The organism is Klebsiella sp. 1SOBk10mer (genome assembly GCF_046602535.1).
Taxonomy (GTDB): Bacteria; Pseudomonadota; Gammaproteobacteria; order Enterobacterales; family Enterobacteriaceae; genus Klebsiella; species Klebsiella quasipneumoniae.
Genome location: NZ_JBKIUP010000001.1, coordinates 539,283 through 552,339, shown reverse-complemented (window position 1 = coordinate 552,339; position 13,057 = coordinate 539,283). Strand labels below are relative to the sequence as shown.

The following is a 13,057-nucleotide window of genomic DNA, read 5'->3' as shown; positions in this document are numbered from 1 at the left end:
CCTTTTGTAGTTACTTTCAAGCGGCTGAATCTGTAGCCTTTTGGTAAAGGCTGGCGTCGTACTTCAGCTTGCCTTTCGTAATTCGTTCGATGACGAATGCTTGTTTTTGAGGGATGACTTCACCCCATCGGCAAACTGCCGGGTGGGAAATACCAAGAACACTTGCGGTTTTTGATACGCCTCCGAAGTGTTCGATAACTTCTGATTTACGCATGGTTCCTCCTGGTTAACTTACGCCTTAAAGGTAACAAAAGGTACATTAAATAGCAAACAACAGTTACAAGGAATCAATGTAACATTGGTTACATGAAAACAGAGATGAAAGACCGAATAAGATCCCGTCGAGTCCAGCTCGACATAACACAGCAGACCCTGGCTAAACGCTTAGGGGTAAGCCGTGTTTCCGTAACAAAATGGGAGAGCGGCACTACTAAACCTGATGGTGAGAATCTCCATCAGCTGGCGGTGGCGCTGCAGACAACTCCAGAATGGATTCTTTACGGTCGAGGTGAGGAAACGCCGGATGATACAAAAGTTATTCCGTTCCTTAAGCCACCCACGGCAGTTCCTATTATCTCCGCTGTTCAAGCTGGGATGTGGACTGATACTTATGCATGCTCAAGGCTTTCTGATGTGATTTCATGGACGCAAACCACTGCAAACGTTTCTAATGAAGCATTCGGACTGGTAGTTCGCGGGGAGTCTATGACTAACCCTCATGGTCTGCCATCCATCCCAGAAGGATCGATCGTTATTGTTGAACCGCACTATGGTCAATTGGATGACCTTTACGGAAAAATTGTAGTGGCAATACTCGACGGCTCTGCTGAAGCTACCGTTAAAAAGCTGGTATGGGATAGCCCTTTCGCATACTTGATGCCACTTAACCCTGCCTTCAAACCCATCCCGATAGATGGTAATTGCCGGATTGTTGGTAAAGTGGTTCAGATTACCCAAAACATTTAAGTTACTCATTTCTAAAGCCAGATCTCCTTCTGGCTTTTTTTTCAATCCACAGGTAACAAAAAGTACATAGCTCTCTTGACCATATTGGTAACTAAAGGTACATTTAAATCACATCACGAGTACCGGTAGTTACATGCTCTGGTGTGGTAGTGAGCATTACGGCATATGGCACATGTGCCGCAGCGGCCTGAGAGTCCCTTTATCCATGCCTCTCAGAACAACCGGAATGTGCAAGCTAAGTGTTTCAGGCACGACGTGCGCCCCACCAGCGCGGCGAAAAGGTGTGACGCCCGGGAAGAGTCCGGGACACAACAGATGAGAGCATTGGCGGTGAACGGGCAAACACACAAGCCGTAAGCCGATCCGAACGCAATAGCTAATCGTATCAGTGCTCTCCTCGTTGTGACGTGTATAAGCGTACTGCAGCGCCGGTCGACGCAAAGACCCGGAAATCGACTGAGCAACAGCAGCTGGTTGCCAATACCAAAACAGAGCGGCGGGAAGTAAGCAGATTAGCGATCTGGTGTCACAACATTCATTCCCGATAAGCCCCCTTCTACTGAGGAGGTTTATCGGGACTGGAAGAGTTACCACTTGGAGACGGTCCTTTTAAATGTCCTGGACAGTGGCGCTTTGGTAGCGATAACAACCACTCCAGTTGATCCTGGGAGTTATCAGGTCAGTGAGCTGCCAGCACTCTCGACGGCAGTGACAGCCGGAAGTAGACGGCACAGCCCAGACGATATCTGAGTGGCTTTAAAAACAGATGGGAGCCGGTGGAAGCCCGGCACACAACAGGAAAAAGCACTGTGTTAGTCAAGTGAGTTTCCAGTGCTTCAGTGCTCTTTCCGTTGTGTGGAGATAACTAACTAATCCTTTGCAGAGGACACAGAAATGAAATTATCAAAGTTACGTAACGCCATTGTCTATCGGGCTACTTTGCCCAGCATTGAAGCGGTTGAAGGGCACCTGCAGGAATTGCCATACTCTGAATTTACAGAAACGGAGTTCGCGCGGGCTTCCTTCGTCCCTAATCCGATTACCGGCGAGCTGGTTACGCCAATTACTGGCGGTTATGCAATCGTGGTTCGCCGCGATGAGAAAATAATCCCCCAGCACGTCGTGATGAAAGAAGCCAATGAGCGTATCCAGCGCATTGAAAATGCATGTGGTCAGAAACTAAAGCGCGCTGACCGTAACACCATTATCCAGGATGCTAAGGTTCAGCTTTGCAAACAGGCATTCATCAAGTCGTCTCTGATCCTGGTCCTGTATAACACTGAAGAAAATCTGCTGATCATTAATTCCGCCAATAAAAATATTGCCAATGTAGTCGGGGCGATGCTGGTTAAAGTGATCGGCTCAGTAAAAACAGTCACGATCAACATAAGTGATATCAAAAACGGACTGACAACGCGCCTTAAAAACCATCTGGACGGCGAAGAATCAGCCTTTGCCGGGTTTGAGGTCGGTGATTATGTCCAGCTATCCCGCCTGGCAGAACAGAAAGAAGTTATTCGCTACTCTGCGGAACACACTTCCGTTACCAGTGAAATTCTGGAGAGCCTGAACACAGGTTTTATCGTCGATAACATGGAATTAAGAGGCTGTGGCGTCTCTTTTCTGCTTACAGATAAGTTCCATTTCCGGCGGATCGATACCAAGGATAATGATTATTCTGATGATGACGACAAAGCCTACCGCTGGCGTCACCAGGCAGGTACGGACATGTTCCAGTTCTGTAAAGTAATTAACCAGCTTTGTGATCTGCTCGCCTACAAAGAGCCCGAAGAACAAAAACCAGCAGACTGATTAGAACAGCAGCAATTACCCCATTCTCATGGGTTGGGTTGCTGCACCCTAAAGCGCGTTGCAGCGCGTCAGTTGGAGAAATACAAAATGGGAAAAACAGTACAGCAGTTAATTAAAAATGCCTTTGAGGCAGCTAAAACAATGCCTCCTGCAAATTCAGAACTTATTAAAGAGCTGGCAACAATGCTCGATGTTTCGAATATTACCCTTCGGCAGGCATGTAAAGAACGTGACGCTATGAAGGAAGAAGTTATTTCCTGGGCGAAAGAATGCGATCGAATTGTTGAGCGTCACACAAAAACCCGCAGCAATATGCACGTCCTGGAAGCAATGCGCGATCTGAAGAGTATCTCAACGACATCCACCAGCAATGCGGAGGCTGTCTGATGGCTAAAGACTCAAAGGTTGTATACGGCGCCAGCGGCAAAACGAACGTTTTAACGTTCGAACCTGAAAGCCTGCACCTGGTTACCGACAAAACACACCCGCTTTACGATGAGCGTATCCACCTGCCTATCAGCGAGGCAATGGTGCTGAACATCATGGACCAGGGCGTTCTTGAGCCGATTATCGTCTGGAAAGACCCGGAAACAGGGCTGTCTTGTGTGGTCGATGGTCGCCAGCGTGTGCGCCATACACTGGAAGCCAACAAGCGACTGTTGAAAGAGGGTAAAGAACCGTTACTGGTTCCAGCAGTCGCTAAACGTGGCTCCGCCGTTCGCATGGCGCAGGCGATGGTAAGTGCTAACGAAATCCGCCAGGCAGATACACCACTGGGCCGAGCAAAGAAAATGGCTGATGCGCTGGAGCGCGGGCACGATGAGGATGATTTAGCGCTGATGTTTGGCGTGAGTGTCCAGACCGTACGCGCAACGCTGTCACTGCTGGATGCCACCCAGGCTGTTCGCGATGCAGTGGAGTCCGGAACTGTCACCGTTACCCAGGCGCGTCAGCTGGCATCGCTTAAACCTGAAGAGCAGCGGGAGAAGGTCTCTGAAATCAAAGCGGCAACTGCTGGCACAACCGGCCATGAAAAAGCCAGGCGTCAGCGAGCTGTGCTTGGCGAAACTAAGCCACGTCTGAAAACCCGCAAAGAAATCACAAAAGCCCTGGAATCAGCCGAGGGTGAGTATGCAAGCGCACTTCGTTGGGTGCTTGGGGAGGAATCATTATGAGCAAAATAGGCGATCATTTCTTTGAATTTCCGGCGTCGCGTGGAACTCAGGGGGATTCAATTGTCCTGATGCTGACAGTACCTGCACGGACACTAACGCGAGTCCTCGCCAGCGATAACTACGGGGACACCCTTGATCGATCTCAGCGAGAACTTAACCCCGCCAGGGCGAAAAAGTTTTATCAGTATCTCCTTGAAGCATACGAGAACAAGGAGCCGTTCATTATTCCGCCACTTGTGGGTAACTGCGACTCGTATGTTGAATTCGAAGAGTTCGGAAACACTAATGTCGGGGTGGCCCGTTTCCCGATGGATGCCGAGATTAAATTGTTTGATGGTCAGCATCGTGCAGCCGGTATTGCGGAGTATTGCCGCACCATTGATGAACCTATCCATGTTCCGATGATGCTTACTCTGCAGTTGCCACTGAAGACGCGGCAGCAGTTTTTCTCGGACATTAACAACAATGTTTCGAAGCCATCTGCGGCTATCAACATGGCCTATAACGGGCGCGATAAGAACGCGCAGGAGATGGTCAGCTTTATCAGTTCACACGACGTCTTTTCTGAAGTCACCGATTTTGAGCATAACGTCGTTCCTGCGAAAAGTGATAAGTGGGTCAGCTTCAAGGCCCTTAGTGATGCCACGGCAAAATTTTCAGGTTCCTGCTCAAAAGATGATCTTGAAGGGTTGTGGAATGCGTGGCTAATGCTGACTGGTTTAGATGATATTCGCCAAGGTACGAACCAGGCAGAGTACAAACGCGAGTATATCCAGTTCCATGCTGTGATGATCAACGCCTTCGGCTACGCAGTGCAGAGATTAAGCGAAGGTCGGGGAGTTCGCGGGGTCACGCTGATGATTGAGGACCTGGCAATTAATACCGGCATTGCCGAGCGTGAAGATTTTTTCCTCATTTCATCATGGGACGGGATTTGTGCCAGCTGTGAGAAAGCCAGGCCAACGGTCATTGCGAATGTATCTGCTCAAAAGGCGGCTGCATCACGTCTGATGGATGCCATCATGAATAAAACTTTGTCTGTTAGTCGCAGTAAGGAGGCCAGCCATGACTGATATCACCGAACTGGCGCTACTCGTCAGTAAAGCGAAAGCGTCTGTATTTACCCTGGAATATATTTCCCAGTTTGAGCCTGCTGATATTGACTCCGATGACGTTGATTTGCGGTTAGAGGTGGATGGCAGGGATACCGGCACCAACGTCTCTATCGTTGATGAATGTGGACAAGCAGCCAAAGTCATTGGCGCGCTGGTAGAGGCGCTGGAGAAGGCGCAGCAGCGCAACGCAGAACTTGAAGCGCAAAACGAATATATCCGTAAGCGCTATCAGCAGCTCGATCTGCTGATCGGGAAAAATATCCTGGTTATGCAGGCTGCAATCATCGAATGGCAGGCCACTGGCGATGCTAAAAACGGGCTGGCGTGGATTTATAACACGCTCTTCGGGCCAGGCGAATTGCCTGATGAAGCGGAGAAAGACGCACAGGCCTATTTCGACCGCAAATATGCTCCGCTCGATGAAGAGCTTATGGCGCTTCACAAGTGGTTTTGGGAACAGAGCGAGGCTGAACGTGCCGCCGCTGGCATCAAGGTGGAGGCTGAGTAGATGGGCGTAAAAAAAATGATATGCGTCAGCTCCACTACGCCAGCCTGGTTTACTCCTGGCGCCGTATACGACTCAGAACCTCGCGGTACCGATATCTGCATTTGTGGCGACAACCTCGTTTCTGACCTCAACAAAGAGGACTGGTACGAAATGAGCCAGCGCGCAGATGGGCTGTGGTTCTTAATCGGTTTTCAGCAGGCAATTTTATTTCGGGGAGCCAACCAATGACCAATAACCAGTTAAACAGAGAGCGCCTAGAAAAAATTAAATCATGGCGTGAAACCTACGGCGCCGGAAGCAACGTAATGCTGCCAGCTGAGGAGGCCGAGGAGCTGGCTCGTATAGCGCTGGCCGCAATGGACAGCGAGCCGGTGGCGTGGACAGATGAGCAGGAGTTGAGAGATGTTGATCGTGGTGGTTGCGGGTACCTTTTCACTGTTAACCCTGTTACTCCGCATGCAGACGAGCGCCGAATTATTCTGCTCTATCGCCACGCGCAGCCAGCGCCGATAAGCGAACAGGTATTGCCACTGCAAGACAAAGACCTGCAGGGCGTGATCGACGCACTGGAGCACCCTGCAGGGATTAACGCAGCAGGTAAACAGGTGGTGCGCCACGCCTTGGCGGAGCTACAGGAACGCCGCAAGGCTGACAGCGAGCCGGTGATACTCTTCCGGCAGGTGAATCCGGCGAATGGAATGAAGACATATTGGGCTGAGTTAGACCCTGAAGAATTTAGACATTTAAAACAACACACTGATGAAAATGCTGAATTCATGACGCTCTATCGCCACGCGCAGCAGCCGGTAGTAGAACGTGAGCCCATCGCCTGGCTCAATGACGCATACTTAGCTCGCGGCGTAGTTGACGGTGAGGCGGGTAGCGAAGATGCAGGCCCCGGATATATTCCAGTGTATCGCGAAGCAGGACCACAGCCAGCGCCGGTAGTGCCGGATGAAATGCTCTGCGAATTTTACGAAGTCGATAGCTGGCCTGATTTGGTCAGAGAGCTGGTTAAGCACGTAGAGCAGTTGCAGGACTCAGCCAGGCGCAACGTTAAACCGTGGGAAGATACATTCCCTGAAACGCTGCTGCCAGCTTATATCGAGAGGGTTAAGCAGGCTGATGACGCCTGCCGCGCCGCCATGCTCGCAGCCGCCCCGCAGGAGGTGAAGTGAAAACGAACAAGCTGAAGCGTCGCCGCTGGCGGCGCATGCGGGATGCTTTGGCCGCATATAAGACTGAAGCAAGTGACTGGAAATCGTTGTACCTCGAACGCACTGCAGAAATCGCATCACTACGTAGTCAACGATTGTTGGTCCCTATGCCGGTAATTGTACCAGCGGAAATTTATAACCAGTTTAAAGGGGTAAGGGAGGACCACCAGCTGTGTAAAAGGTGTAATGACGGACTGCGTGGTGGCTGTTCGTCTTGTTCATATAGTGGCAGATAACCGGTTGCAGCCGGTTTAGTGGAGAACAACTCATGAGCGATCGCTTCCTGACTGATGAAGAACTGACAGAGGCAACGGGTTCGCCCCAAAAGTCACTGCAGAAAGAGGTATTAACGCAGAACGGGATCTTTTTTATTGAACGCCGGGACGGAGCAATTAAAACGACCTGGTTTCATATTAACCATCCCGTACAACGCATACTTCCACCAGCAGGCCATATGCCTACTCCAGGCATGAACTTTGACGCTGTAGAGAGATAATATGGGCCGCAAAAGAGCGCCTGGTAATGAGTGGATGCCGAAGGGTGTGTTTTTCCGCCCTTCCGGTTACTACTGGAAGCCAGGAGGTACTACCGAGAATCTAGCCCCAGCAAACGCTTCTAAAGCGGAGGTTTGGTTAGCTTACGAGAAAGTCGTTGAAGGTCGAAAAAAACTTCTCACCTTTCAACAATTGTGGAAAAAATTTTTAAATAGTGCTGACTATGCAGACCTTGCCCCCAGGACACAAAAAGATTACCTGGCACATGAAAAATACTTGTTAGCGGTTTTCGGCGATGCAGAAGCAAAGGCCATTAAACCTGAACACGTCCGGCGCTACATGGATGCACGTGGTAAAAAAAGCCGTGTTCAGGCTAATCACGAGCATAGTTCAATGTCTCGTGTATACCGCTGGGGTTATCAGCGTGGTTATGTACCAGGTAATCCGTGTGTTGGTGTCGATAAGTTTCCTAAACCCCAGCGCGACCGCTACATAACCGATGAAGAGTACATTGCTATCTTCACTCATGCGACTCCTGCAGTTAAAGCCGCGATGGAAATTGCGTATCTATGCGCTGCAAGGGTTTCTGATGTTCTTAAAATGAACTGGAATCAGATTCTTGATAAAGGAATTTTCATACAGCAAGGTAAGACTGGTATTAAACAGATCAAAGCCTGGACTGAGCGTCTCAGTGCGGCTGTTGATATTTGCAGGGAATGGGGACAGGATGGCCCTGTTATCAGGACAATGTATGGTGAGCGTTATTCATATAAGGGATTTAATGAAGCATGGAGAAAAGCGAGAAATGCGGCTTCTGAAGAACTTGGTAGGCCACTTGATTGCACCTTCCATGATCTAAAGGCTAAAGGGATTTCAGACTATGAAGGATCTGGCAGAGATAAGCAAAAATTCAGTGGTCATAAGACAGAATCACAGGTACTTGTTTACGACAGGAAAGTTAAAATCAGCCCGACTTTGAACAAGAAAATGAGATGATTCTTTGGCGTCGGAGCATGCTTCGGCGCTAGAATTTTTCTCAGTGGATTTTCTCAATTTTTCTCATCGGGAGGCAGGTCACTGAAATGGAATGCTGTAAGTGTTTGAATAGTGGCGGAGAGAGGGGGATTTGAACCCCCGGTAGAGTTGCCCCTACTCCGGTTTTCGAGACCGGTCCGTTCAGCCGCTCCGGCATCTCTCCGCTGTTGTGGTTGCTATAATGCCAGGATCTTTGGCATTTTAATAGCTCCCGTTTCGGTAATCGTGTTCAAGTGACGACTTTGCGAGCAATATGATGTTTAAATGGCCCTGGAAAGCAGATGATGAGTCCGGCAACGCAGAGATGCCCTGGGAGCAAGCGCTTGCCATTCCGGTTTTAGCCCACCTTTCGCCCGCTGAGCAGCATAAGCTGACGCAGATGGCTGGCCGTTTCCTACAGCAAAAACGTCTGGTAGCGCTTCAGGGACTGGAGCTGACTCCGCTGCATCAGGCGCGGATAGCTATGCTCTTTTGCCTGCCGGTACTTGAGCTGGGGATAGAGTGGCTGGACGGTTTTCATGAAGTGCTGATCTACCCTGCCCCGTTTGTCGTGGATGATGAATGGGAGGATGATATTGGCCTGGTCCACAACCAGCGGGTGGTGCAATCGGGGCAAAGCTGGCAGCAGGGTCCCGTGGTGCTGAACTGGCTGGATATTCAGGACTCCTTTGATGCGTCAGGCTTTAACCTTGTGGTGCATGAGGTAGCGCATAAGCTCGATACGCGGAATGGCGATCGGGCCAGCGGGGTGCCGCTGATCCCACTGCGCGAAGTCGCCGGCTGGGAGCACGATCTCCACGCGGCGATGAACAACATTCAGGATGAGATAGATCTGGTGGGGGAAAGCGCAGCCAGCATTGACGCCTATGCCGCCACCGATCCCGCTGAGTGCTTTGCCGTCCTATCGGAATATTTTTTCAGCGCGCCTGAACTGTTCGCGCCCCGCTTCCCGGCCCTGTGGCAGCGTTTTTGCCATTTTTACCGCCAGGATCCGCTGGCGCGCAGACGGGAGAATGGCCTGCAGGACGAAGACGATCGGCGCACTGTTCACTAAAACAACGTGTTGAGCTAAATTTAGCCATTTGAATCAGCAGGTTAATTTTAGTGTTGACACAAAAATGCCGGGCCAGTAGTATGCGCCTCGTTCACACGATTCCTCTGTAGTTCAGTCGGTAGAACGGCGGACTGTTAATCCGTATGTCACTGGTTCGAGTCCAGTCAGAGGAGCCAAATTTAAAAAGCCTGCTTTTAAGCAGGCTTTTTGCTTTTCGGGTCCCGCCGGGCCGCCATCCCGCATCAAGGCTTAACTTTTTCCACCGCTACAAACTTCCCTGCGCCGCTGTGGCGCTGATATTCACCGGCATGCCGGAGCGGCGCTGCAGGGTTTGCTCGGCCTGCGAAGGACTCACTCCCGGCCCCTGAGTAAACTCGCGCAGCGCCGAGGTCATCGGCAAGGGGACTTTTCTGTCGGATTCAAACTCCGCGCGGTTGCGCGACAGCGGCTCGTGCACCTCCAGCCAGTGACTGCCGTCCGGCTCCACGCTGTACTTCACCGGCTGATCGATGAGCTGGACGCGCGTCCCAACCGGCACGTTATCAAACAGGAATTTAATGTCGTCATTACGCAGGCGGATGCATCCCTGGCTGACGCGCAGCCCGATACCAAAGTTGGCATTGGTGCCGTGGATGGCGTACAGCCTGCCGATATAGATCGCATACAGCCCCATCGGATTATCGGGCCCGGGCGGCACCATAGCCGGCAGCGTTTTGCCCTCTTTCGCATACTCGCGGCGGGTATTGGCGGTCGGTACCCAGGTGGGTCCCTCCTGCTTGCGCTCTACCGCCGTCACCCAGTTACGCGGCGTTTCGCGTCCCGCCTGACCAATGCCGATTGGCAGGACTTCCACGCTATTGCCCAGCGGCGGGTAATAATAGAGACGCATCTCGGCGACGTTGATGACGATCCCCTCCCGCACGGTGTCAGGCAGGATCAGCTGTTGCGGAATGGTCAGCGTCGATCCGGAGTGCGGCAAATAGACATCGACGCCGGGGTTAGCTTCCAGCATATTGCTCAACCCCTGGCCGTACTGGGCGGCAAAACTTTCCAGTGGTTGAGTGTTATTCTCCGGCACGGCAATGGTAAATGCGCTGCCCACCAGACGGCTCCCCTCCGGCGGCAGCGGATAGCTAACGGCCAGTGCGCTGTGGCTGGCGAGCAGCATCAGCGCCGAACAAAGTAATTTCACACGCCGCATCGTCATTTTCCCTTCCTCAGTCGCGACTCTCATGTGTGAATTATAGCGGTATTTCCTCTCCCCGATCCGCTGGCCAGCATTTCCTTAAATCTGATAGTCGATAGCGGCCTCTTCCGGCTCCATCGCCTGGCGCTTGATCTCATCCAGCGACAGTCCGGCATTGCACAATTCGATAAAGCGCCAGACGTAATTACGCTGTAGCTGGCCCCGCTTCAGTCCCAGCCACACGGTATTGGCATCAAACAGATGGCGGGTATCGAGGCGCGTAAAGGTGTCCGCTTCGCGGGCATCCCCGGACTGCTCGGCGACCAGCCCGACGCCCAGCCCCAGCTCGACGTAGGTCTTGATGACATCGGAATCCTGGGCGCTCAGCACAATATCCGGCATCAGCCCTTTGCGGTTGAAGGCCTCATCGATCCGCGAACGGCCGGTGATCCCCTGGCGATAGGTGATTAACGGCCAGCGGGCAATCGCCTCCAGCGTCAGAGGAGACACCTGGGTCAGGGGATGGTCTTTGGGTACCAGCAGGCTGTGATGCCAGCGGAACCAGGGGAAAGCCGCCAGCGTAGGATCGTTGCTCAGACGCTCGCTGGCGATGCCGATATCCGCCCCGCCGTTATGCAACAGCGCTTCGATTTCCTGCGGGGTGCCCTGCACCAGCTCGACGCGAACGTCGGAGAACAGCTCGCGGAAAGCTTTAATCACCGGGGGCAGGCTGTAGCGCGCCTGAGTATGGGTGGTGGCGATGGTTAAGACGCCGGAGGCATCGTTAGTGAAGAGATCCGCCAGCCGCCGGACGTTGCTGGCTTCATTGAGGATCCGCTCAGCAATGGATAACAGCGCTTTACCCGGCTCGGTCATGCCTAACAGGCGTTTGCCGCGACGGATAAAGATCTCAATCCCCAGCTCCTCTTCCAGTTCCCGGATATGGCGGCTGACGCCTGACTGCGAGGTATAGAGCATATTCGCGACTTCCGTCAGGTTGTAATCCTGACGGGCCGCCTCACGGATAATTTTCAGTTGCTGGAAGTTCACCCTTTCCTCCGGGCCAATGGACTTAACGTATCTGCTATTGTTAAAGTCTGTTGTCCCGGGTAACAAATAATAAAAACCAGCAACTTATTCCTTAAGAGAATATAGCCTAACTAACCAGCTGCAGTTCGCGGTTCTCCAGCGACGGACGGCTCACCAGAGACAGCAGGATCTCCTTCACCGCCTGCGCCTGCGGCGACAAACCGCCGCGCGCCGACATGTTCAGCGACAGCGACAGGCTCATTGACGGCGTGCTAATCCGCGCCATCCAGCCGTTTGCCGCGCCGCACAGGGAGCGGGCAGCGGATTCCGGCAGGACCGTCGCCCCCATGCCGCTGGCGATGGCCGCGGTCAGGGTGGTAATGGATTCGATCTCGCCGATAATTTTCGCCGACAGACGACGCAGGGTGAACGCCTCAGTGACCCGCGCCCGTACCGCGCTGTAATCTCGCGGCAGGAACAGGTTCATCTCCGCCACCGCCGTGAGGTCCACGCTCTGCCCCGGGCAGTCGCGGGTGCCGACCAGGTAGAGGTCTTCTTTCAGCAGCGGCTGGCTGACGATGCCGGCCACCGGTGAACGCTCATACAGCACCGCCATATCCAGCTGGCCCGCCAGCAGCTTGTCATTCAGCGCCGTGCCGCTGCTTTCCTGCAGATAGACCATCACCTCGGGCAGTTCATTACGCACCGTCTGCAGCAACGGCATGGTAATGGCGGAGGCCGCTGTGCCCGGCGCCAGGCCGATCGAGACCTGGCCACGCAGCGTCTGGCCGACGTTATTGACCGCCAGCTGCGCCTGCTCACACTGGCGCAGGATGGTCCGCGCATGGGTATAAAGGATTTTACCGGCTTCCGTTGGCGTGACCCCTCGCTTGGTGCGTATCAGCAGCTGCTGGTCCATTTCACCTTCCAGGGTCGCGACCTGCTGGCTGAGGGCCGGTTGGGCGATGTGCAAGACTTCAGCGGCCTGGGTCAGACTGCCGATATCGACGATTTTCACAAAATATTTCAGTCGTCTTAAGTTCATTTTGCCTCCTGTAAGGAACGCCAGCGTCAACGCTGGAAGTATGATGAAACTGGTTTTGCAATTTGCTTGCCAGCTTTTCATTTCCGCTGCCGCTGCCCGCCACAGGCGGTGTTATAAGGGATAGTGATAGCAATCCGGTTTTTATTTGCCCGGTAAGCAGATTGTGGTATGCCCCATTAGGGGTACATTCGCACTACAACGGTGCAATCTGCTGAAAAAAACAGCGCATGAGCGGAGGTTGCTGAAATTGTCAGCAGTCGAACGCAATTCTTTGAATCAGGCTTTGACAAGGCCGGGTGGCATCGTTAATATGCGCCCCGTTCACACGATTCCTCTGTAGTTCAGTCGGTAGAACGGCGGACTGTTAATCCGTATGTCACTGGTTCGAGTCCAGTCAGAGGAGCCAAATTTAAAAAAGCCT

The 13,057-nt window shown here is 52.6% G+C and carries 13 protein-coding genes, 3 tRNA genes and 1 pseudogene; 12 read left to right on the top strand and 5 right to left on the bottom strand.

Translation table 11 applies throughout. The features are described 5' to 3' along the window. Positions 1–16 precede the first annotated feature (16 nt). Positions 17–214, bottom strand: coding sequence for a Cro/CI family transcriptional regulator (locus ACLH1I_RS02500; protein ID WP_016530206.1), 198 nt, complete (start codon positions 212–214; stop codon positions 17–19). A 92-nt stretch (positions 215–306) separates the two neighbouring features. Here ACLH1I_RS02500 and ACLH1I_RS02495 point away from each other — a divergent pair, with 92 nt between their 5' ends. The 9 genes and pseudogenes from ACLH1I_RS02495 (at position 307) to ACLH1I_RS02455 (ending at position 8,283) form a co-directional block, all read left to right on the top strand. Next, positions 307–966 (top strand): LexA family protein, encoded by a 660-nt coding sequence (locus ACLH1I_RS02495; protein ID WP_016530207.1) that lies wholly within the window; start codon positions 307–309, stop codon positions 964–966. Positions 967–1,860: 894 nt separating this feature from the next. Further along, the gene (gene rdgC / locus ACLH1I_RS02490; RefSeq protein ID WP_411302678.1) at positions 1,861–2,778 is read left to right on the top strand and encodes a recombination-associated protein RdgC; all 918 of its coding nucleotides are present in this window, start codon (positions 1,861–1,863) and stop codon (positions 2,776–2,778) included. 87 nt (positions 2,779–2,865) lie between these two features. After that, positions 2,866–3,165, top strand: a complete 300-nt coding sequence (locus ACLH1I_RS02485) for a hypothetical protein (protein ID WP_040186300.1) — start codon at positions 2,866–2,868, stop codon at positions 3,163–3,165. Beyond that, the gene (locus tag ACLH1I_RS02480) at positions 3,165–3,953 is read left to right on the top strand and encodes a ParB/RepB/Spo0J family partition protein (RefSeq protein WP_411302677.1); all 789 of its coding nucleotides are present in this window, start codon (positions 3,165–3,167) and stop codon (positions 3,951–3,953) included. The genes ACLH1I_RS02485 and ACLH1I_RS02480 overlap by 1 nt, the downstream gene beginning before the upstream one ends. Continuing rightward, complete coding sequence (locus ACLH1I_RS02475; RefSeq protein WP_117069552.1) at positions 3,950–5,026, top strand: DGQHR domain-containing protein; 1,077 nt, start codon at positions 3,950–3,952, stop codon at positions 5,024–5,026. Before ACLH1I_RS02480 ends, ACLH1I_RS02475 begins: the two co-directional genes overlap by 4 nt. A 190-nt stretch (positions 5,027–5,216) precedes the next feature. Further along, a pseudogene (locus tag ACLH1I_RS02470) lies at positions 5,217–5,576 on the top strand (ead/Ea22-like family protein); the annotation flags it as partial. 224 nt (positions 5,577–5,800) lie between these two features. Beyond that, positions 5,801–6,754 carry a hypothetical protein gene (locus ACLH1I_RS02465; protein ID WP_411302676.1) on the top strand — a complete coding sequence of 318 codons (954 nt, stop codon included), beginning with the start codon at positions 5,801–5,803 and terminating at the stop codon, positions 6,752–6,754. A gap of 307 nt (positions 6,755–7,061) precedes the next feature. Beyond that, positions 7,062–7,289, top strand: a complete 228-nt coding sequence (locus ACLH1I_RS02460; RefSeq protein ID WP_004184757.1) for a DUF4224 domain-containing protein — start codon at positions 7,062–7,064, stop codon at positions 7,287–7,289. Position 7,290: 1 nt separating this feature from the next. Then, positions 7,291–8,283 (top strand): tyrosine-type recombinase/integrase, encoded by a 993-nt coding sequence (locus tag ACLH1I_RS02455; RefSeq protein ID WP_004184758.1) that lies wholly within the window; start codon positions 7,291–7,293, stop codon positions 8,281–8,283. Positions 8,284–8,395: 112 nt separating this feature from the next. Here the strand turns inward: ACLH1I_RS02455 and ACLH1I_RS02450 are convergent. Further along, positions 8,396–8,485 (bottom strand) — tRNA-Ser (locus ACLH1I_RS02450). 90 nt (positions 8,486–8,575) lie between these two features. On the opposite strand from ACLH1I_RS02450, the gene mtfA reads away from it, so the two are divergent. Then, entirely contained in the window at positions 8,576–9,376 is an 801-nt protein-coding gene (gene mtfA / locus ACLH1I_RS02445) for a DgsA anti-repressor MtfA (RefSeq protein ID WP_072140495.1), read from the top strand. A 100-nt stretch (positions 9,377–9,476) separates the two neighbouring features. Further along, a tRNA-Asn gene (locus ACLH1I_RS02440) sits at positions 9,477–9,552 on the top strand. Positions 9,553–9,641: 89 nt separating this feature from the next. On the opposite strand, the gene ldtA is transcribed toward ACLH1I_RS02440, so the two are convergent. The 3 genes from ldtA to nac all read right to left on the bottom strand — a co-directional run bounded on the left by ldtA (position 9,642) and on the right by nac (position 12,636). Beyond that, positions 9,642–10,583: a L,D-transpeptidase gene (ldtA, locus tag ACLH1I_RS02435; protein WP_064757110.1), complete on the bottom strand. Its 942-nt coding sequence runs from the start codon at positions 10,581–10,583 to the stop codon at positions 9,642–9,644. Positions 10,584–10,661: 78 nt separating this feature from the next. After that, positions 10,662–11,612: an HTH-type transcriptional regulator Cbl gene (cbl, locus tag ACLH1I_RS02430; RefSeq protein WP_004180456.1), complete on the bottom strand. Its 951-nt coding sequence runs from the start codon at positions 11,610–11,612 to the stop codon at positions 10,662–10,664. A 106-nt stretch (positions 11,613–11,718) separates the two neighbouring features. Continuing rightward, positions 11,719–12,636 carry a nitrogen assimilation transcriptional regulator NAC gene (gene nac / locus ACLH1I_RS02425; protein WP_004203498.1) on the bottom strand — a complete coding sequence of 306 codons (918 nt, stop codon included), beginning with the start codon at positions 12,634–12,636 and terminating at the stop codon, positions 11,719–11,721. 330 nt (positions 12,637–12,966) lie between these two features. On the opposite strand from nac, the gene ACLH1I_RS02420 reads away from it, so the two are divergent. Then, positions 12,967–13,042 (top strand) — tRNA-Asn (locus ACLH1I_RS02420). The last annotated feature ends 15 nt before the right edge of the window (positions 13,043–13,057 follow it).